Genomic DNA, 18,156 nt, shown 5'->3' with positions numbered 1-18,156 from the left:
TCGCGACGACGCCCACCATCATGGACGCAGACCGTGACCACGCCCGCGTCGCACCGGCGGCATCATCTTCTAGCAGCGCTGCTCGCCGCCTTCTCCACGGTCGCGATCGTGACGCTGATTCGCAACGGCTGTTCCGACAACGAAGCGGTCGCTCTGTCGCAGCCCGTGACGAAGGGTGGCGTCACCTTGTCTCATGTCGTGGCGCCGGGTTTGGAACCCGGTCCTGCGGTTCAGGCGCAGATCGGCGACTGGCTACTGGCCACCAAAGGGCTATCCCTGAGCATGGGAGCCGACGCGGCCGGTGTGGAGCGTCAGCTGCGGCATGGTGCGATGTTGGACGTATCGGTGGGAGACTTCCACACCGATCACCTGCTCGGTCTGCGCACGGTGGTGGAGCTCGCCGGCGTGGACCAGCCGCTGAAGATGAAGGGGGTGCGTCCGTTGCTCGATGGCCCAACGCCGCGTTTGCTGGTCGAGCAAGAGAGCTTCGATGGCGCGCTCGAGCTCGCGACCCGCGTCGAGCTCACTCCGGGGAGTGAGCGGGCCGCGTTGGTCACGCGGATCACCAACACCCAGAAGACTCCTCTCGCGGCGCTGGCGGTGGGAGACGAGGTGAGCTGGCCCGGTGCGGCGACCTTTGCGCCGCGGCTCGGCTTCGTGGAGGCTGCGGCGCGAGAGCGCGTGCCGTGGATCGCGCGGCGGGGCCAGCTGTTCTCGAGCGCCCTCGCCTACCCCGACGGAGCGGACGTGGAGTTTCGCTTCGATCCCATCGGACCGCGCGATCAGCGCGCCATGACCCGCGCGGCGGAGCTCGCAGCGGGCGCGTCCCGCGAAGTGACCCGCTACCTCGTCGTCGCGCCGGGAGGGCTCGCCGGCGTCGCGCGGGTGGCGTGGAAGCTGTCGGGCAAGGACGTGCGCGTGGTGCGGGGCAAGCTCGATCCCGCTCCCAGCTGGGCCACCGTCGAAGCCGAGCACCCGGACGGCAAACCCGTGCTCACCGTCCGCGCCCAACGGGACGGCAGCTTCGAGCTGCCGTTGCCCCCCGGCGAGTACCGCTTGCTGCTGCGCGCGCCGGGCGGCGAGGACAGCGAGAGCGTCACGCTGGAGCCCGGCAGTGATCCGCGGGAGGTGCGCCTGATCCCACCGGAACCCGGCATGCTGCGCTTCACCGTGGTGGATTCGGAGCAGGCACCGCTGGCCGCGCGCTGGTTGGTGCGCGGCATCCCGCCGACCAAGACGCCGTTCTTCGGCCCCGCGGAGCGCGCCGAGGGCGCGGGCCACGCCGGCTACACCTTGACGGGTGAAGGCCGCGTGGAGCTGCCGCCCGGGCGCTACCGCATGCTGTTCACCCACGGTCCCGAGTACGCGCTGTGGGAACAGGCCGTGAGCGTGACCGCAGAGGCCGGAGCCACGGTGCGCGCCGTGTTGCCGCGCAAAGTGGACTCGCCGGGCTGGATCGCCGGCGACTTCCACCTGCATGCCGCGCCCAGCCACGACTCCAGCGTCAGCCTGGAGGACCGCGTGACCGCACTGGTGGCTGCCGGCATCGAGGTGGCGGTGCCCACGGATCACAACCACGTCACGGACTACGCGCCCACGCTCCGCGGCTTCGATGCCGAGTCGCGATTGGCCACCATGCCGGGCGTGGAGCTCACCACCACGCGCTGGGGGCACTTCAACGCGTATCCGTACCCGCTCGACGCCGGGCTGCCCGCGACCGGCGAGTTGTTGCCCAGGGACTTGTTCGCACGGGTGCGCGAGCTTGCCCCGGGCGTCCTGGTGCAGGTGAACCACCCGCGCATGGCGGACATCGGCTACTTCAACCGCGCCGAGCTCGACTCCGGCAGCATGGAGGCCGGAGCGGAAGGCTTCAGCTTCGACTTCGATACCCTGGAGGTGGTGAACGGCTTCGAGCTGGGGCAGCCGAAGGTGATCGACGAGAACCTGCGAGAGTGGTTTCGACTTCTGGAAGCAGGGCATCGTTACACGGCGATGGGTAACTCCGACTCGCATCAGCTGAGCCGCGAGTGGGCCGGCTACCCGCGAACCTATCTGCGGGTGCCCGACGACCGACCGGGGCACGTGACCGCGGAGCAGATCGTCTCGGCGCTCCGCGGAGGCCGCGCCTTCGTGAGCAACGGCCCGTTCTTGGACGTGCGCGTGGGCGGCCAGGAGCCGGGGGGGCTCGCCGTCGCCGACGAGGGTGAAGTGAGCGTTCAAGTGTCGGTGCAGGCGCCCGCGTTCATCGACATCACCCGCGCCGAGGTGTGGATCGCCGGCGAGCGCGTGGCCGAGACCGAGCGCGTGGCTGCCCCCACGGCGCCGCTCCGACTCACCTGGCAGACGCGCGTCGCCGTGGCGCGCGACACCTGGGTCGTCGTCGTCGTGCGCGGCAGCCGCGAGCTCGACGACGTGCTCCCCGGCGTGCACGCCGCTCCCCTCGCCTTCACGAATCCCGTGTGGATCGACGCCGACGGCGACGGCAGCTACGGCGACGCCGGCGCAGATGCGGCAGCGGACGCCGCTTCCGACGCGGGCCCTGAAACGCCCCTCCCGGATGCTGCCAAATGATGTCGCTGCAGCGCGGAACCGCGCGGGCGCGAGGTTCCGCGCTGCAGCGACATCAAAGCGGCAAGGTCAAGAACACGCGCGCTCCCCACAGCAGATCCCAGTTCAACGGGGGGCTCTGACGTTCCTCGTCCTCGCTGGAGAAAGCCTTGAAATAGAAGAACGTCGCGCCGCCCACGGAGGCTTCGATGCCGGCGAGGAGCGTGGGGCGCGTGCGGAGCAAGGGGTACAGATAGCCGCCCGAGAGCTCGCCCTGGGCGTAGCCGATGAGCCAGCCGTCCGGCAGCGTCTCGTTCAGCGTGAAATTGTGAGTGAGATCCACCTGTCCCACGCCCAGCTGCGTGCTGATGCTGGCAAAGAAGCGATCCGGCTTCATCGGGAAGTCGGCGCCCAGCGCGAGCCCGGCGCCCTTCAAGCGCGCGTCGAAGACCAGGTCGGAAAGCACGGCGCTTCCCACGCGCACCATGTAGGGCTTGGAGTAGCTGACGAGGCCCACGCCGAAGTAAATGGGCGGCAGCGTGCCACCGTCCGTCTGGATCAGGCCACTGGGGTCGTTGTCGTGGTGGTAGCGCAGGGCGAAGATCAGCGTCTCGAAGGCGCTGGTCATGCGAAGCTTCTCGGTGGTCAGCGGAAAAGTGGAAAGATCCGCGTTCTTGTCGGCGGAGTGCGGGATGATGCGCACCGGCTGGGTGGGTGTGAGCTCGCTCTCGAAGGCGCGGGTCTCGTAGCGGATGATGGGCTCGAGGACCCAGTTCACGTCGATGCCGATGGCGCCCAAGAGCCACGCCGCGGCCGGCGCGCTACTGGCGCTCTTGACCGCGATGGTGGCGCCTTGCCGGCGAGGAGACGCGATGGCGTTGGACTCGTAGTAGGCGCGGTGGATGTTGATGACGCGAAAGATCTTCGCCGACACACCGACAGAAAGTGTCGCGGCTGCTTCCGTCTCGACCGTCATGGTCGGAAAGTCCTGGGGCCGCCAACCGCGGTAGGCGACGCTCCACATGGGGTCGAGCTGGAAGCTCGGAACGAAGACACGATATGGAAGCGACGGTCCCTTGGGCTCCTCCTTCTTGGGAGGCGGCGGCGGCGCGCTGCTTCGCGGCGGCGGGTGCCATGCCGGCGGCGGCGGCGCGGGCTTCTTTTTCTTCTTGGGCTTCTTCTTCTTCTTCGTCTTCAGGTTCTCGCCGACATGCTCCCCCACGGCTTCGCCCAGCGTTTGGGCGGCGGCGCCGTGGGCAAAGAGCAACAGAGAAAGAGCCAGAATTGTCGGGCGCATCACTCGCCGGCGAGCTTCAGGTCCCGACGTGGGTCGTGTCGAGCCACGGCCAGGGTATCCAGGCCGCGATCCACGATCATGACCTCCGCCTGCTCCGCGGATAGGCCCTCTCGCAGGACGGCGTCGGCACGCTCCGGAATGGACTCGCCGCAGGTGTAGAAGTCCACGGCTGCGTAGCCGCACTCCGGCCAGGTGTGCACCGACAGGTGCGACTCCTCGATGACCACGACGCCCGTCACGCCCTGGGGCCGGTACTCGTGGAACACCTCGGCGACGACGGTGGCGCCCGCGGCCTCCGCGGCCCTGCGCATCAGCGCTCGTACCTTTTCCACGTCGTTCAACGTGGTGCAGTCGCAGCCGTGATATTCGGCGAGCAAGTGCCGGGCGCGGGTGCTGATCACGTCCTTCTTTTACATCCCTCAGGCCAGTGCGTCGAGCCGGCGCAGCAAGGCCTTGGCACTCATGGCGCCCTTGTACACGTAGAGCGCGGCGTGTTCGGCATCGCCCAGCACTTCTTCGCTGACCCGGAGGCGGCTGCTGACGGCGAACACCACGCGCTCCAGCAGGCCCTGCTCCACCAGCTCTACGCGCCGCCACACGGCGTCTCGGCTCCAGAAGCCGAGCACCTCCAGGTGCACGCGACGCCCGCTCTCGGCGTGCACGAAGGTCAAGTCCGGAACGCACAGCCCCACGCCCGGCAGGTTCAGGATTTCCGTCGCGCGCTCCGCAGCCCACGGCCCGCCCAGCCGCTCGAAGGCGGCTTGGAGATCGGCCACCTCGTCCGGCAGGGGCGCGGCATCGGGCTCGGCGGGACCGCGGTGGCGGTGCTCGAACACGATCGGCTCGCGCCGCGGCCCCCAGCGGAGCTCCGCCTCCAGCGCCAGCGATCCGCACTCTTCTAGCACCGGCAGCACCAGCGCGAGCGCGAGCCCGTACTTGGTGACGTTGTCGAACAAGCTGAACGGCCCGTCGATGGTGATGCGATAGCCGCCGTCAGCCAGCGGCTCGATGCGATGCAGGAGGCGACGGAACTTGAGCTTGGAGAACAGCGCGCGATACGCCTCCGGCGCGGCGCCGCGCACTTCCGCCACCACCCGCACGGCGCGCAACAGCACCGCCTGCCGCGATCCCGTCTGATAGCGTTCGAGGAGCGCTTCGGGGCTCAGCTGCGGTACGCGCACCAGTCGGTGCTCGCTCTTCAGATCTGCGTACATCACCGACTCCGGCGCTTCGATGCCGAAGCTCCGCGCCGCCTCGGCCAGCACGCGCTCGCGGTCGAAGGCGTCCGCGGCCCGCGCCTCTGCCGCCTGCGTGAACACCGCGCGCCGGAGCTCCACCGGATCCACCGGCGCCTCGCTGTCGAGCTCCGCCGCGTCTTCCACCAGCTTGCAGAAGCCGTCGAACAGCTTCTTTTCCCGGCCAGAAAGCCCGATCTCGGCCCAGGCTGCCTTGAGCTCGCCGCGGCTCCCGCCCTCCGCCGCCTGCGCCGCCGAGAGCACCAGCTCGGCGACCTCCAGAGCCCGCGCGCGCTCCTTCGCCGACAGCGTGGCCACCTGTAGCCGTCCGCCCTTCCTGCGCGTGAGCACCAGCTCCGGCGTCAGCATCGCTCACCGATAGGCATCGTGCTCCCGCCGCCGCTCGCTGGTGAACGACTCACTGGTGCGCTCGCTCACGAGCTCGTACAGCACCGCACGCTTGTCGTCCCGCGGCCTGAGAATGCGGCCGAGACGCTGCACGTGCTCGCGGACCGAGCCGCTGCCGCTGATCACGATGGCGACGCTGGCATCCGGGACGTCCACGCCTTCGTTCAGCACCTTGGAGGTGACCACCACGCGATAGCGCCCGTCGGAGAAGCGCTCGAGGATGTCGCTGCGCTCCCGGACCTTCGTCTGATGGGTGATGGCAGGCACCAGGAAGCGCCGGGACACCGCGTAGGCCGTGGCATTGTCTTGGGTGAAGATCAGGGTCTTGTCGGCGCGGTGGACGGAGAGCAGATGCTCCACCACGTCGAGCTTGGCCGGCGCCGCAAAGGCGATCTCCCGCTGCCGGCGATAGGCGCGCATGGCGCGCCGGCCTTCCTCGCTGCGGCTCGATCGGATCACGAAGTCGCTCCAGCCCGAAGCGCCCGACATGTGGATGCCCTGGGCCCGCAGAAACCCCGTGTAGATCCCTCGTTCCGCCTCGTATTCCTCGCGCTCCGCGGGGGACAGCTCCACGCTCAGGCGCTCGGTCTCGTAGTCCGCGAGGTACTCGCCGCTGAGATCCAGGATCGGCTTCTCGAACACCACGGGGCCGATCAAGCGAGCCAGTGCGGCCTCGCGCCCGTCGGCGCGCTCCGGCGTGGCGGACAGCCCCAAGCGAAACGGCGCCAGACACAGCTCGGCGGCCAGCTGGTAGGTCGCGCCGGGCAAGTGGTGGCACTCGTCGAACACCACCAGGCCGAAGCGCGCCCCCAGGTGCTCCATGTGGATGTATGCCGAGTCGTAGGTAGTGACCGTGAGCGGCTCCACCGTGTGCTCGCCGCCCCCCACGATGCCCACGGGTACACCAAAGCTGGTGCGCAGGAGATCGTACCACTGGCGCACGAGATCCAGCGTGGGCACCACCACCAGGGCGCTGCGTCGTCGGTCGTCGATGGCCATCACCGCCACGTGGCTCTTGCCGGCGCCGGTGGGCAGCACCACCACGCCGCGCCCCTGCGCCTTGCGCCACGCCGCCAGCGCCGCCTTCTGATACGGCCGCGGCGTGCGATGCAGCCGCGCGCCGAGCTCGAGCTCCAGATAGCGCCGCGCGTGATCCTCGAGGGGGACTTCCTGGCGCCGCAGGGCGAGCACGAGCTCGGCGTAGTCCAGGGCCGGGGCGCGATGACACGCCGCGCGAGCGTCCCAGCGGAAGCTCCGCGGGAGCTCGACCCCGGCGTCCGCGCCGCGGAGCTCCAGGGTGCCGGCCACGAAATCCAGCGCCACCATCGGCCAGAGCGCATATCGCCGACACCCCGCCTCGTCCAGCGGGTGACGGGCCGAACCACGGCACGCTACACTCGGGGGCGATGGTCGCGGCCCCGGACTACGGCAACATCCAGAGCTGTCTGGACGTGGGCGACGACACCATCGCCGAGGCGCTGTCCTCGGCCCGCAGCATGAACGACCCGAGCCCCCGCAAGAAGGCGCTGGCCCTCTTGGAGCGCATGGCGGAGGTGGCGAGCCCGAACCGCGGAGCGCCGAAGATCATGATCGTGCTGGCGCACATGGCCGGCCGGGATTGGCTCGACGGCGAGCTCGTGGTGCGGCTCATCGGCGACGACGAGCTCGCCGTCCTCGAGGTCATGGTGGACGACGGCCTCACGGTGCAACGCATGCTCGGGCCGCTGCGCATCGACGTGCCCTTCGCCGAGTTTCGCCGCGCCCTGGCGGTGCAGCCGGATCTGGTGCTCCCTTTGTTGGTCGACGGCGAGGTAGAAGAGCGCCGCGTCGAGCTCCGCTCCACGGCTCAGTCGCGGCGGGACAGCCTGCCGCCGAGCTTGTCCGCCATCAGCGACAGCTTGCTGCCCTTCCTGAGCGGTGGCGGACGCAAGCTGCCGGAGATCATCAGCAGCGCGCCGCCCTCCATCCCGAAGGCGCCCAAGCGTCCCCCGCCCTTGCCGCTGCGCGCGACGCGCGCCGCCCAGCCTCCAGCCCCAGTGCGACCGCCACGACCCTCGCGTCCGCCCGCGCCGTCGCGTCCGCCGCCCCCGGTGCGGCCGGCCGTTTCCGGCGGGGAACCCGAGGTCCGCCGCTACAAGGCGGTGAGCCTGCCCCCGCACCTGCGGGATGCCCTCGAGCCGCTGAAGAAGAAGTAGCGCGTCAGCGAAACAGCGCGCCCACGTCCCGCTCGTCCACGCCGCCCATGAGCTCCACCGGCACGTGCCAGACGAGCTCGCCGAAAAACACGCCACGGCGCTCCCTCATGCGCACCAGGCTGGCCGTGCAGTTGCCGAGGCGCAGGATGCACACCAGCGGCACCGGCTCGCACACCAAAGACTTCAGCAGGTGGAAGCCGAGACCGCCGTGGCCGACGAGCAACACGCGCTCCTCGCGATGCGAGGCCGAGAGCTTGTCGACCACGCGGCCCACACGCGCTTGGATGTCGTCGTAGCTCTCTCCGCCGTAGGCCGCGAAGTCTCCGAGCTTCTCGAGCTCCCGCGTCAGAAAATCCGGGTGGCGCTCGGCGATCTGCTCACGGTTCAGGCCTTCCAGGGAGCCGACCGTCACCTCCGCCAGATCCGGCTCCACGACGGGTGCGGGCCCCCCGGCCTGGGCCACGATGATGTCCGCCGTCTGACGCGCCCGCGTCAGGGGCGACACGTACGCCGCGTCCCAGCCCACGTCGTGCTCCCGGAGCCAAGCACCCACCCGCAGCGCTTGGTTCCGTCCGCGCTCGGTGAGGGGAAAGTCTCCGCGCCCCTGCATCAAGCCGGCAGAGTTGCCCTCGCTCTCGCCGTGGCGCACAAAGAGCAGGAACATCAGCGCGCGGCGGGATCCAGCGTGGGATCGATTTCGTACGCGGTGGCGGTGCCGGTGCAGAAGTAGCCACTGTTGCGCTCGGCGCAGCGCACCCCCACCACGTCGGTGGCACCGAAGCGCCCCGCCGCCACGAGCAGTCCGTGGCGTACCGCCGCGCGGTTGCAGGTGTCGTCGCACTCCGTGATCACGTCCCCGATGCGGACGTTGCTCACTGGCATGTCGCCCACCTCGCGAACGTAGTCCACCTTGCGCGGAGAACGCAGGACCTTGCCGCTGTCCGTGAAGCGCACTCGGATGCGCCAGGCTTCGCGCGCCGAGAGCTCGTCCCGCGTCCCGCGCGGGGCGACCAGGCCGCGCTCCGCCAGCGTGTCTTCATCGGGGCGCGCGACGGTTGCCGTGCACGAGACGGACATCCGGAGCGAGTCCTCGTCCTCGTGCACCACCGTGGAGCGGCAGCGCCGGCCGACGAGCAGCTCGCCCCCGGCCTCCGCCGCCCCTTCGCGAATCGCGCGGGTGAGCCGTGCTTCCGAGCAGTCCACGTCCGAAAGCGGCGCGCCGTCCGGTGGGCGCTGGCCCTCGTAGTAGTTGCAGTGGGCCGCGATCTCGCCGAGGGCGTCGTAGCCGGTGGGCAGCGCGCTCACGTCCTCCACCTGGCCGGCGGTCGTGAGCGGCTCCTTGGCGTGACCGTCGAAGCGCACGGCGCCCAGTGACGAGCAAGAAGCCAGGGTGACCAAAGCCAGAGATAGCCATACTCCGCGCATCGATCCGCGAGCATTGTCGAGGCTGGGGCGTCGCGCAAGCGCCCTTGCCGTCTCTCGCCGCTTTCGTCACCCTGTGCCCGTGACCTGGCCCGCGTATCTGGCTCTGGGAGCTGACGGCATTCGCGCTCGTGCGCGCGACGCCGTGGCGGCGCTCGCACGCTGCGAGATCTGCCCGCGGAACTGCCGCATCGATCGGCTCGCGGGAGAGACCCGAGTGTGCGCCACGGGTCGCTTGGCCCGGGTCAGCACCTGGTTCGCCCACTTCGGCGAAGAAGACTGCCTGCGCGGGACCAAGGGCTCGGGCACCATCTTCTTCTCTTTCTGCAACCTGAAGTGCGTGTTCTGTCAGAACCACGACACCTCCCAGGCCGGCCAAGGGCGAGAGCTCTCACCCGAGAGGCTGGCCGCCGCCATGATCGACTTGCAGGAGCAGGGCTGCCACAACGTGAACTTCGTGACCCCGGAGCACGTGGTTCCGGAGATCTTGGAAGCGCTGCCCATCGCCATCGAGCGGGGCCTCCGCTTGCCCATCGTGTACAACACCAGCGCCTATGACTCGATGGAGTCCCTGCGCTGGATGGACGGCATCGTCGACATCTACATGCCGGACTTCAAGGTGTGGACTCGGGAGAGCGCCCGCCGCTACCTGAAGGCCAAGGACTACCCGGAGGTCGCCCGGCGTGTGGTCACCGAGATGCACCGGCAGGTCGGTCCCCTCACCCTGGACGAGCGCGGCCTCGCGCGCCGGGGCGTGCTCGTGCGCCACCTGGTGATGCCCGGCCTGCTCGACGAGAGCCGTGACATCTTCCGCTTCTTGCACGACGAGATCTCGCCCCAAACTTACGTCAACGTGATGGGACAGTACCGCCCGGAGTACGACAGCGAGCAGTATCCCGAGATCCATCGCCGGCCGACGGACGCGGAGATGCGCCGCGCGCGGGAGCTGTTCTTCGAGGCCGGCCTCGAGCGGCTGGACCAGCGCTCCCCCAGCCGGCTCCACGTGATCGACTGATGCCGGAGCTCATCGGCCACGACGACGGGCCGGGGCCCGCGCACTGCAAACACTGCGGCGCCCTCGCCGTCGGCCCCTGCGCCCGCTGCCACGAGCCGGTGTGCGGCGATTGCTGCGTGCTCACCGAAGGCGGCGCCAAGGTGTGGGCCATCTGCCTCGCCTGCGATCGCCGCGGCGGCCGCTCCCTTTCCAGCGGCTGGTGGACGGTGCTGGGCTGGGTCGTTGGCCCAATCCTGGCGCTGGCCGTGCTCGTGGCGGTGCTCCAGTGGCTCTTCGGCTAAGCTCCTGGCGCTCATGGGTCTGTTCGACGTCCACGCACACCTGACGCACCCGCGTCTCTTCCCCCGAGTGGACGACGTGCTCGAGCAGGCTCGAGCCGCGGGCGTCACCACCATCATCAGCAATGGGCTGAACCCCACGGACAACGAGCGGGTGCGAGCGCTCGCAGCCCGCTCCGCGCTGGTGCGTCCGGCTTTCGGCCTGTACCCAGTGGACGCGGTGCTGCCGGAGATGATGGCCGCCGGCATCGACTACCCCCGAGACGACGATCCGGTGCCCGCAGACGAAGCCATCGAGTGGGTGGGCGCCCACGTGGGCGAAGCCATCGCCGTGGGCGAGATCGGTCTCGACGGCTACTGGGTGCCTGGCGAGCTGTGGGAACGCCAAGAGCAGGTGTTCCGCCAGCTGGTAGCCATCGCCCTCGACGCCGAGAAGCCCATCATCATCCACACCCGCAAGCGTGAGGCGCGCTGCTTCGAGATCCTTCAGGAGATGGGCGCTCAGCGTGTGAACTGGCACTGCTTCGGGGGTCGCGTGAAGCTCGCACGCCGCATCGCGGAGCACGGGCACTACCTGTCCATCCCGGCCAACGCCCGCAAGAACGAAGCCTTCACGCGCATGCTCCAGACGCTGCCCCGGGAGCGCGTGCTGCTCGAGACGGACTGCCCGTACCTCGGCCCCGATCGCGAACAGGACAACGAGCCCAAGAACGTGCGCGGCACCGCGGAATTCGCTGCCGAGCTCTGGGGCGAGCCCCTCCAGAGCGTGACCCGCACGCTCTCGGAGAACTTCGAGCGCCTGTTCGGCTCAGCGCCTTGATTCAGAAACAACTCTGCTCGATCGCCGAGCAGTCCGCGTCGTTCATGGAGAGGTTCACGGTGCAGGTGTTGCACTGCGACTCCGTTTGGATGTTCGCGCACACCGGATCCGCCGGCCAGTCGTAGCCCTTCGCCACCGCCTGCGTCGCCACGCAGTTCACCTGGCTCGAGGTGGCTGTATTGGTGTGCGTGCACAGCTTCGCGCAGCCCGTCGCGCTCGATCCGCCGCCGTCGTCGCCTCCGGAGCTACAGCCGCCCATCGCCAACAGCACCATCAAGCAAGTCATCGAAGTCTTCATGAAACAGGTCCTTCCCTGGCACGACAGCGTGCCAGGGCGACTTCTTGCAGCGATCATGCCGCTACGCCGCGGAAGCACGCCTCGCGGCGTGTGCGCGGCGCCCGCTGGTCGTCCCGGTCGTCCCGCCCCCTCCATGGACGGCTGGTGCCCTCCACGTCACTGCTCCGCACCGGCAGTAGCGCGGACGTTGCTTCGGTTCGCCGAAGCCAGAGGCCTCGCTCATAGCGCGAAGAAGTCGCGAATGCGGCTCAGGAGCTGCTGGCGCCGGGCGCTGGTGGGCGCCTCCGCGGCGGCGGCGGCGGCCGCGCGATCGATGAGCTCCGCTTGGCGCTTGAGCAGCACCTCGCTGATCTGCTCCGCCAGGTCCGGCGACGCCGACAAGATGCGCCGGAACGCCGTGTGCCCCACCACCAGCAGATCACACTCGCTCACAGCGCGCACGGTGGCGCTCCGCCGTTCGCCGGTCATCAACGACATCTCGCCGAACAGGCTACCGGCGGAGAGCCGCGCCACCGGCTCCGGCTCGCGCGGAGCCTGTTCCACCAGCACCTCGAGCTCTCCGGACAGCACGATGAACAGCTCGCTGCCCTCGTCCCCCTGGTAGATCACCGTCTCGCCGGGCACGTAGGTGTTCACGCGCACGCGGGAGGCGAGCTCCCGCATCAGCTCCTTCGGCACCGCCGCCAAGAAGTCGACGCGACTCAGGGCATCCAGCGCTTCTTCCGGCGGGCCTTCGCTCGTGGCAACGTCCTTCATGTCCGTCACCCGCACGTCGCGCACGGGGAACGGGATGCTGATGTCCGCCCGCTTCAGCGCGTACCAGATGCGAGCGCGGACCTCGCTCTCCACCTTGAAACGCCGCTCGAAGCGTTCGATGAAGAACAAAAGGCGGTAGTCGATGCCGCTGTCGCCGAAGCTCAGCACCTCCACCTCCGGCGGCGGCACGGACAGCACGCCGTCCACGCCGCGGGCGGCTTCGAGGATGGCCTTGCTCACCTGCCGCGGCGGCGCTTCGTAGGGACCCTGCACCGTGACGATGCGCCGGCTCACGCGGGTGGGCTGCGTGTAGTTGCGGATGGGCGCCTTGGCCAAGATGCCGTTGGGCACCACCACCTCGACCATGTCGTTGGTGAGCACCTTGGTCGCACGCCAGTTGATCTCGGTGACCCGCCCCACGAGCGAAGCGTCGTTCTCGAACTGGATCCAATCCCCCACGGAGAACGGTCGCTGCGCCTGGATCGCGAGCCCCGCGAACAGGTTACCCAGCGTCTCTTGCAGCGAAAGACCGATGACCGCGGTGAGCAGCGCGGAGGTCGTCAAGAGCGAGCCCGGCTCGAGGCCCATCGAGCGCAGCGTGAGCAGCGCCACCGCCACGAACACCAGCACCTGGATGATGTCGCGGAAGATCTTGGACAGCGGCTGCTTGAGGCGCGTCCCGAGCAGCCAATCCACCGTGAGCAGGAAGCCGGTGCGGCCGATGCAGCTGAGGAGGAAGAACACCGCGATCACGTGCAGCGGCTTCTGCGCGGCCGAGTCCTCACTCAGCACAGTTCGGAGCGCGACGGCGACCAGGTTCAGCGCCAGAAGCGCGATCGGCAGGCGCAGCTTCTTGCGATCGGTGCGCGGCATCAGCGCCCACGTCGCGAGGATCAGCACGGCGGCCGTGATCACGCCGAAGCCGCCGAAGGAGGCCAGCTCGCCGCCGTGCAGGATCCGGTCCCAGGCGCCCATGGAGAAGAGCGAGATCTATCCGAGGCCCGCGCCGCTGGCGAGGGGTGCGACGTTTCCGCGGCGAACCAACAAGAAAACGCCAGGCTGGCAGCAGCTTGGTTTTGTTGGCTCGCCGCGGAAACGCTACTCGCCGCGCTTCTTCTGCATGCTCGGCGTGATCTTGTCGGGCTCGTCCACGGCACGGCGGATGGCGCCCTGGCCAAAGCGCGCTTGGATGGCGTCGAGGGCGGGACCGAGCTTGTCCTTGGGTCGGGGCGGGGCGAACAGCTCGAGCTGCTCGCGATCGCGGCGTTCGAGACCGCTGAGAGAAACACCGAGCAAGCGCACGGGCTCGGCGACGGCGGCGGTGTCCCACAGGTCGACGGCGGCCTCGCGGATCACGGCGCCGTCGTCGGTGGGCGTGGCGAGGGTCTTCTGTCGCGAGAGCACGGGATAGATGGGCTCGCCGCTCTCGCCCCCGATGCGCGCGCTGCGCTGCCCGCGGCGCTGACCGAGCTTGATCTTCAAGGCGACGGTGCGGCCGACGAAGCCGTCCTTGCGCACGCGGCGGGCGACGGCCTCGGCGTGGGCCGTGAGCGTGGCGGTGACGACCTCGCGGTCGCTCACGTCGCTCTCGAAGGTGTTCTCCTCGCCGTAGCTCTTGGGAACGCGGTCGCTCACTACGTCCCGGGGATCTTCTCCGCGGGCCAGCGCGACGAGCTCCCCGGCGCGGCTGCCGGCCAGATCCCGGAGCAGTGAAGGATCGGCCCGCGACAGCTGCGCGATGGTCCGAATGCCGCGGGACGCGAGCTTTTCTCCGAGGACCGGCCCCACGCCCCACAGGCGGCGCACCGGCAAGGGATCGAGCAACCACCGCACGGCCTGTGGCGGTACCAGCAAGATGCCGTCGGGCTTGCCCAGGGTGCAGGCGATCTTGGCGACGTGCTTGTTGGGCGCGATGCCCACGCTCACGTTCAGCCGCGTGGCCTCGAGCACGCGCTCCTTCAAGCGCCGGCCGAGGGCCAAGGGACCGCCGAAAAGCCCCACCGAACCCGTGATGTCGATGAACGCTTCGTCGAGCGCCAGCGGCTCGATGTCCGGCGAGAACTCTTCGAACACCGCGTGGACCTCGGCGCTGACGGCGGAGTACTTGTGCATGCTGCTGTGCACGAACACCCCGTGCGGGCAGAGCTCTCGCGCGCGAAAGCCCGGCATCGCCGAGCGCACGCCGAATTGTCGCGCTTCGTAGGACGCCGCGGCCACCACGCCGCGCGCACTGGTGGCGCCTACGATCACCGGCTTGCCTCGAAGCTCCGGATTGTCTCGCTGCTCGATGGACGCGTAGAACGCGTCCATGTCAGCGTGGAGGATCCAGCGGGCGCGGGTCACGGCGTGCTCAGCCGCGCGAGCTCCGCGCGAGCGGCGTCGCGCTCCCGCCGCGCAAGGTTCAGCTCCCGCAGCGCGTCCGCCAGTCCCGCGCGGGCGATGGCGAGCGCTTCTTCCGCGCGCAGGATGCCCTCCTCCGCCTGATTTCGCGCCGCGGCAAGGCGCCCTTGCTCGGCCTCGAGATCGTCGCTGAAGGACAGCTGTAGGGCTTGTCGCAGGTGCTCCTCGATCGCGGCCATGCGCTCGCCCAGCTCTGCCTCGGGCGTGAGCGCCCGGGTGGTAGCCACGGCCTCCAAGTGACGGAGCGCCGCCACGCAACGCCCCACCTCGCTGCGCGCGCGCTCGAGGTCCACCTCCCCGCGCGAAACGCTCGCTCGGCAGCGCGCCTGCGCCGCGAGAGCCCGCGTTTCTCGCTCTGTTGCCGCCAGGAAACGCTCGGTGGCGATGCTCTTCGGGTCCGTGCGCTCGCGGTAGGCCATGATCAGAAAGCCGCGGACCACCCGTCGCGGCGCGGATCCGCCCCCGCGGACAAGAGCCCGCTCGCGTCCCGCAGGATCATCGACGCTGCGCAGCTGCCCTCCAGAGGTCCGACCACGGTGAGGTTGTGACCCCGGGCGCTGAGCTCGTCCAACACTTCCGGCGCTAAGCGCGACTCGATCACCAGCTGATCGACGTCCACGTGCGGGTAGTACGATCCCGTTCCGGGCTGGAAGTGCGTCCAGCGCGGCGCTTCCAGGGCTTGCTGCGGGTCGAAGGCGAACTCCTTGGCGTAGATCAACGTCTGCAGGTTGACCTGCACCTGGGCGTCGCCCCCCGGCGTGCCCCACACCGCGCGCACCGAGCCGTCTTTGATGGCCATCGGCGGGTTGATGGTGTTGCGCACGTGCTTTCGCGGCGCGACCACGTTCGGATGGTCCGGCTCGGTGTGGAACCACACCATGCGGCTGTTGAGCAGGATGCCCGTCTTGGGGTCGAGGCACGCCGCCCCGAAAGGATTCGCGATGCTCTGGATGCCGCTCACGGCGTTGCCCCAGCCGTCGACCACACAGAAGTACGTGGTGTCCCCCTCGCGCGTCGGACGGCCGGGGATGGAGAGCGCGCGCTTGGGATCGATGCGCTGGGCGAGCTCCCGGCCGTGATCCTCACCGAGGAGCACACCGAAGGGCGCCTCCACGTGGGCCGGATCCCCCGCGAACTCCTCGCGCTCGGCGAAGGCGAGCTTCTTCGCCTCCACCAGGGTGTGCACCAGATCCGCACCGAAGGGATCGAGCTTGTCCAGCTCGAAAGCCTCGGCGATCTTCAGCTCGAGCAGCAGGGCGAACCCCATGCTCGGTGGCGCCGCGTTCAACACCGTGAGGCCGCGGTAGCTCACGCTCAGCGGCTCGTGCTCTTCGGCCTGGTGCACCGCGAGGTCCTCCTCGCTGATCACGCCGCCCTGAGCTCGGACGAAGGCGACCAGATCCTTGCCCAGCTCGCCGCCGAACAGCGCGCGATCGCCGCCAAAGGCGAGCGCCTCCAGGGTGCGCGCAAGCGCTGGGTTCTTGATCGGAGTCCCGGGTTTGGGCGGCAGGCCATCCCGCAGATAGGTCGCGGCCGAGCCCGGATCCCGAACCAGCGCGGCCTGGAACAAGGCGGCGTCCTGGCAAAAGCGGCGCGACGCCGGAAAGCCTTCTCGCGCGTAGTGCACCGCGGCCTTGAACAGCTCCTTCGCGGGCCGCGTGCCGTAGCGGTTGGCCAGGTGCAGCCAGCCCGCGGGCGCTCCCGGCGGCATGGCCGCGAGGGCGCCGGTGTGGGGAATGCCGTCGCGGTACAGCTCCGGCGTCGCGGCGGCCGCCGCGGGGGCTGCCGCGTGGATCACCGTCGCGCGCTCCTCCGACGCCTGCCACAGGAGGAAGAACGCGTCGCCCCCCACGCCGTTCGATTGCGGCTCGACCACGGCGATGGTGGTGGCCACGGCGACCGCTGCGTCGAAGGCATTCCCGCCGTTCTTCAGCACCGTCAGCCCTGCGTCCGTGGCCAGCGGGTGATTGGAGGCGACGGCGCCGCGGCGGCCCATGGCCGCGGTGCGCCAGGTGCGAAGGTCGCTCATCGCCGGAGACGATACAGGCTTTTCAGCGTCGCCCGCGAGCCGCCGTCACGCGCCGCGCGAAAAAGCCGCCCGAGCTCGCACCTTGCTCTGACGCCACGTTCGCGGTAACGCGCGGGGCCCATGGCGGACGAGTCGACGAAGCCGGACCCCGCGGAGAGCGGCGCGGCGCCCGCGGCGGACCTCGCCGACGCGACGGACTCGGCCGACGTTACGAGCCCCGCCGACACGACGACGGACGCGACGGACTCGGCCGACGTTACGAGCCCGGCCGACACGACGACGGACGCGACGGACTCGGCCGACGTTACGAGCCCCGCCGACACGACGACCGACGCGACGGACTCGGCCGACGCGACGCCGCCCGACGCCGCGACCGCGAACGCCGAAGCGCTCGACGCCCCGCCCGCCACGGAGTCCGCGCCGCCCGCTACGCGCACCATCCCCCGGGTTTCGCGACGCACCGTCGGCCTGTCCGTGGCTTTCGTCGCGCTGGTGGCCGTCATCGTCGTGAACGTCGTCATCATCTCGAAGGCACGGCGAGAGCGCGCCGGACCCGTGGCAAGTGTGGCCAGCGCGAACCCCGCCGTTCCCTCAGCCGCGCCCACCGCCGTGCCCACGGCAACCGCCACCGGAAAGACCACCGCGGCCGCGGTGAAACGCACGTCCGTGAGCGGCGAGCTGTTCGAGGGCGAGGAACCCTCACCCCAACCGCCTTCCGAGCCCGCTCCACCCAAGAAGAAGCGCACCTATCCCAGCAAGGGCACCGTGCTCGACGCCGCCTCCCGCGGCTGCTCCACGCGCAGCGTGGACGGCCTCAGCCGTCAGATCATCGCCCAGGCACGCTGCATCGACGCCCGCGCCTTCAGTCCGGTGCCCCGCCGCTCGAACCTGAAGGCGCCCTCCAACGTGTTCCTGTATCTGGAAGCCCCCGCTCGGGATCACCTGCTCAAGGCGCTCGACGCGAACAAGAAGCAGACCATGACGGTGAACAGCGCCCTGCGCACGGTGGCTCAGCAGTACTTGCTGCGGCGCTGGTCCCTGAAGAAGGTGTGCGGCATCCAGCTCGCCACGCCGCCGGGAGAGAGCAACCACGAGACGGGCCTCGCCCTCGACATCCGCGAGCACGGCACCTGGAAGAAGGCTCTGGAAGCCGAAGGCTTCCGCTGGCTCGGCAGCATCGACCGCGTCCACTTCGACTACAAAGGTGCGGACGCCGCCACGCTGCCCCACCTCGACATCCGCGCTTTTCAACAGCTGTGGAACCTGAATCACCCGGACGATCGCATCCCGGTGAACGGCCGCTACACGCCCGACGTGGAGGACAAGCTCGAGTCCTCGCCGGCCAACGGCTTTCCCCGCGGACCGAGCTGCAAGCGCTGATCGTCCGCGGCGTTTCCGCGCCGCGCCGACAAGACCTAGCAAGAGCCGCAGCCTGTCCCCGACACGATTTCACCCA

At 69.6% G+C, this 18,156-nt stretch carries 17 protein-coding genes; 6 read left to right on the top strand and 11 right to left on the bottom strand.

Annotated elements, in window-relative coordinates:
• Positions 1–33 precede the first annotated feature (33 nt).
• Positions 34–2,571: a CehA/McbA family metallohydrolase gene (locus tag H6717_10110; GenBank protein ID MCB9577366.1), complete on the top strand. Its 2,538-nt coding sequence runs from the start codon at positions 34–36 to the stop codon at positions 2,569–2,571.
• Positions 2,572–2,623: 52 nt separating this feature from the next.
• Here the strand turns inward: H6717_10110 and H6717_10105 are convergent, their stop codons facing one another.
• The 4 genes from H6717_10105 to H6717_10090 are packed head-to-tail and all read right to left on the bottom strand — an operon-like array spanning position 2,624 to position 6,813.
• Positions 2,624–3,847: a hypothetical protein gene (locus H6717_10105; protein ID MCB9577365.1), complete on the bottom strand. Its 1,224-nt coding sequence runs from the start codon at positions 3,845–3,847 to the stop codon at positions 2,624–2,626.
• The gene (gene speD, locus H6717_10100) at positions 3,844–4,245 is read right to left on the bottom strand and encodes an adenosylmethionine decarboxylase (protein ID MCB9577364.1); all 402 of its coding nucleotides are present in this window, start codon (positions 4,243–4,245) and stop codon (positions 3,844–3,846) included. The genes H6717_10105 and speD overlap by 4 nt, the downstream gene beginning before the upstream one ends.
• A gap of 18 nt (positions 4,246–4,263) precedes the next feature.
• A complete protein-coding gene (locus H6717_10095) occupies positions 4,264–5,448 on the bottom strand; it encodes a DUF790 family protein (GenBank protein ID MCB9577363.1) in 1,185 nt (394 codons plus the stop codon).
• Positions 5,449–5,451: 3 nt separating this feature from the next.
• Positions 5,452–6,813 carry a DEAD/DEAH box helicase gene (locus H6717_10090; GenBank protein MCB9577362.1) on the bottom strand — a complete coding sequence of 454 codons (1,362 nt, stop codon included), beginning with the start codon at positions 6,811–6,813 and terminating at the stop codon, positions 5,452–5,454.
• 80 nt (positions 6,814–6,893) lie between these two features.
• Here H6717_10090 and H6717_10085 point away from each other — a divergent pair, with 80 nt between their 5' ends.
• Positions 6,894–7,682 carry a hypothetical protein gene (locus H6717_10085; protein ID MCB9577361.1) on the top strand — a complete coding sequence of 263 codons (789 nt, stop codon included), beginning with the start codon at positions 6,894–6,896 and terminating at the stop codon, positions 7,680–7,682.
• 4 nt (positions 7,683–7,686) lie between these two features.
• On the opposite strand, the gene H6717_10080 is transcribed toward H6717_10085, so the two are convergent.
• Together H6717_10080 and H6717_10075 are read right to left on the bottom strand one after the other, a co-directional pair.
• On the bottom strand, positions 7,687–8,346 hold the full coding sequence (locus H6717_10080; GenBank protein ID MCB9577360.1) for a histidine phosphatase family protein: 660 nt from the start codon (positions 8,344–8,346) through the stop codon (positions 7,687–7,689).
• Positions 8,346–9,107: a hypothetical protein gene (locus tag H6717_10075; GenBank protein MCB9577359.1), complete on the bottom strand. Its 762-nt coding sequence runs from the start codon at positions 9,105–9,107 to the stop codon at positions 8,346–8,348. Before H6717_10075 ends, H6717_10080 begins: the two co-directional genes overlap by 1 nt.
• A 73-nt stretch (positions 9,108–9,180) precedes the next feature.
• Between H6717_10075 and H6717_10070 the strand changes: the two genes are divergently transcribed.
• Genes H6717_10070 through H6717_10060 form a run of 3 tightly spaced genes read left to right on the top strand, consistent with a single transcriptional unit; the run spans position 9,181 to position 11,217 of the window.
• Complete coding sequence (locus tag H6717_10070; protein ID MCB9577358.1) at positions 9,181–10,119, top strand: radical SAM protein; 939 nt, start codon at positions 9,181–9,183, stop codon at positions 10,117–10,119.
• Positions 10,116–10,400 carry a hypothetical protein gene (locus tag H6717_10065; GenBank protein ID MCB9577357.1) on the top strand — a complete coding sequence of 95 codons (285 nt, stop codon included), beginning with the start codon at positions 10,116–10,118 and terminating at the stop codon, positions 10,398–10,400. Before H6717_10070 ends, H6717_10065 begins: the two co-directional genes overlap by 4 nt.
• Positions 10,401–10,413: 13 nt before the next feature.
• Positions 10,414–11,217 (top strand): TatD family hydrolase, encoded by an 804-nt coding sequence (locus tag H6717_10060; protein MCB9577356.1) that lies wholly within the window; start codon positions 10,414–10,416, stop codon positions 11,215–11,217.
• 1 nt (position 11,218) lies between these two features.
• Here the strand turns inward: H6717_10060 and H6717_10055 are convergent, their stop codons facing one another.
• From H6717_10055 to H6717_10035, 5 genes are all read right to left on the bottom strand, one after another.
• Complete coding sequence (locus tag H6717_10055; GenBank protein ID MCB9577355.1) at positions 11,219–11,515, bottom strand: hypothetical protein; 297 nt, start codon at positions 11,513–11,515, stop codon at positions 11,219–11,221.
• 219 nt (positions 11,516–11,734) lie between these two features.
• The gene (locus tag H6717_10050) at positions 11,735–13,246 is read right to left on the bottom strand and encodes a mechanosensitive ion channel family protein (GenBank protein MCB9577354.1); all 1,512 of its coding nucleotides are present in this window, start codon (positions 13,244–13,246) and stop codon (positions 11,735–11,737) included.
• Positions 13,247–13,369: 123 nt separating this feature from the next.
• On the bottom strand, positions 13,370–14,614 hold the full coding sequence (gene dinB, locus H6717_10045) for a DNA polymerase IV (GenBank protein MCB9577353.1): 1,245 nt from the start codon (positions 14,612–14,614) through the stop codon (positions 13,370–13,372).
• Positions 14,611–15,090 carry a hypothetical protein gene (locus tag H6717_10040; GenBank protein ID MCB9577352.1) on the bottom strand — a complete coding sequence of 160 codons (480 nt, stop codon included), beginning with the start codon at positions 15,088–15,090 and terminating at the stop codon, positions 14,611–14,613. Before H6717_10040 ends, dinB begins: the two co-directional genes overlap by 4 nt.
• Before the next feature lie 2 nt (positions 15,091–15,092).
• The gene (locus tag H6717_10035; GenBank protein MCB9577351.1) at positions 15,093–16,700 is read right to left on the bottom strand and encodes a gamma-glutamyltransferase family protein; all 1,608 of its coding nucleotides are present in this window, start codon (positions 16,698–16,700) and stop codon (positions 15,093–15,095) included.
• A 120-nt stretch (positions 16,701–16,820) separates the two neighbouring features.
• On the opposite strand from H6717_10035, the gene H6717_10030 reads away from it, so the two are divergent.
• Entirely contained in the window at positions 16,821–18,080 is a 1,260-nt protein-coding gene (locus H6717_10030; protein ID MCB9577350.1) for a D-alanyl-D-alanine carboxypeptidase family protein, read from the top strand.
• The last annotated feature ends 76 nt before the right edge of the window (positions 18,081–18,156 follow it).

The organism is Polyangiaceae bacterium, from assembly GCA_020633235.1.
In the GTDB taxonomy this organism is placed as follows: domain Bacteria; phylum Myxococcota_A; class Polyangia; order Polyangiales; family Polyangiaceae; genus JACKEA01.
Note: the sequence above shows the minus strand (reverse complement) of the source record. Positions and strands in the feature narration are given on the sequence as shown.

What these genes read in the sequence shown, in the direction of transcription:
- H6717_10095 (MCB9577363.1), bottom strand. Translation starts at nt 5,448, where the DNA reads ATGCTGACGCCGGAGCTGGTGCTCACGCGCAGGAAGGGCGGACGGCTA.
- H6717_10090 (MCB9577362.1), bottom strand. Translation starts at nt 6,813, where the DNA reads ATGGTGGCGCTGGATTTCGTGGCCGGCACCCTGGAGCTCCGCGGCGCG.
- H6717_10085 (MCB9577361.1), top strand. Translation starts at nt 6,894, where the DNA reads ATGGTCGCGGCCCCGGACTACGGCAACATCCAGAGCTGTCTGGACGTG.
- H6717_10080 (MCB9577360.1), bottom strand. Translation starts at nt 8,346, where the DNA reads ATGTTCCTGCTCTTTGTGCGCCACGGCGAGAGCGAGGGCAACTCTGCC.
- H6717_10075 (MCB9577359.1), bottom strand. Translation starts at nt 9,107, where the DNA reads ATGCGCGGAGTATGGCTATCTCTGGCTTTGGTCACCCTGGCTTCTTGC.
- H6717_10060 (MCB9577356.1), top strand. Translation starts at nt 10,414, where the DNA reads ATGGGTCTGTTCGACGTCCACGCACACCTGACGCACCCGCGTCTCTTC.
- H6717_10055 (MCB9577355.1), bottom strand. Translation starts at nt 11,515, where the DNA reads ATGAAGACTTCGATGACTTGCTTGATGGTGCTGTTGGCGATGGGCGGC.
- H6717_10050 (MCB9577354.1), bottom strand. Translation starts at nt 13,246, where the DNA reads ATGGGCGCCTGGGACCGGATCCTGCACGGCGGCGAGCTGGCCTCCTTC.
- H6717_10040 (MCB9577352.1), bottom strand. Translation starts at nt 15,090, where the DNA reads ATGGCCTACCGCGAGCGCACGGACCCGAAGAGCATCGCCACCGAGCGT.
- H6717_10035 (MCB9577351.1), bottom strand. Translation starts at nt 16,700, where the DNA reads ATGAGCGACCTTCGCACCTGGCGCACCGCGGCCATGGGCCGCCGCGGC.
- H6717_10030 (MCB9577350.1), top strand. Translation starts at nt 16,821, where the DNA reads ATGGCGGACGAGTCGACGAAGCCGGACCCCGCGGAGAGCGGCGCGGCG.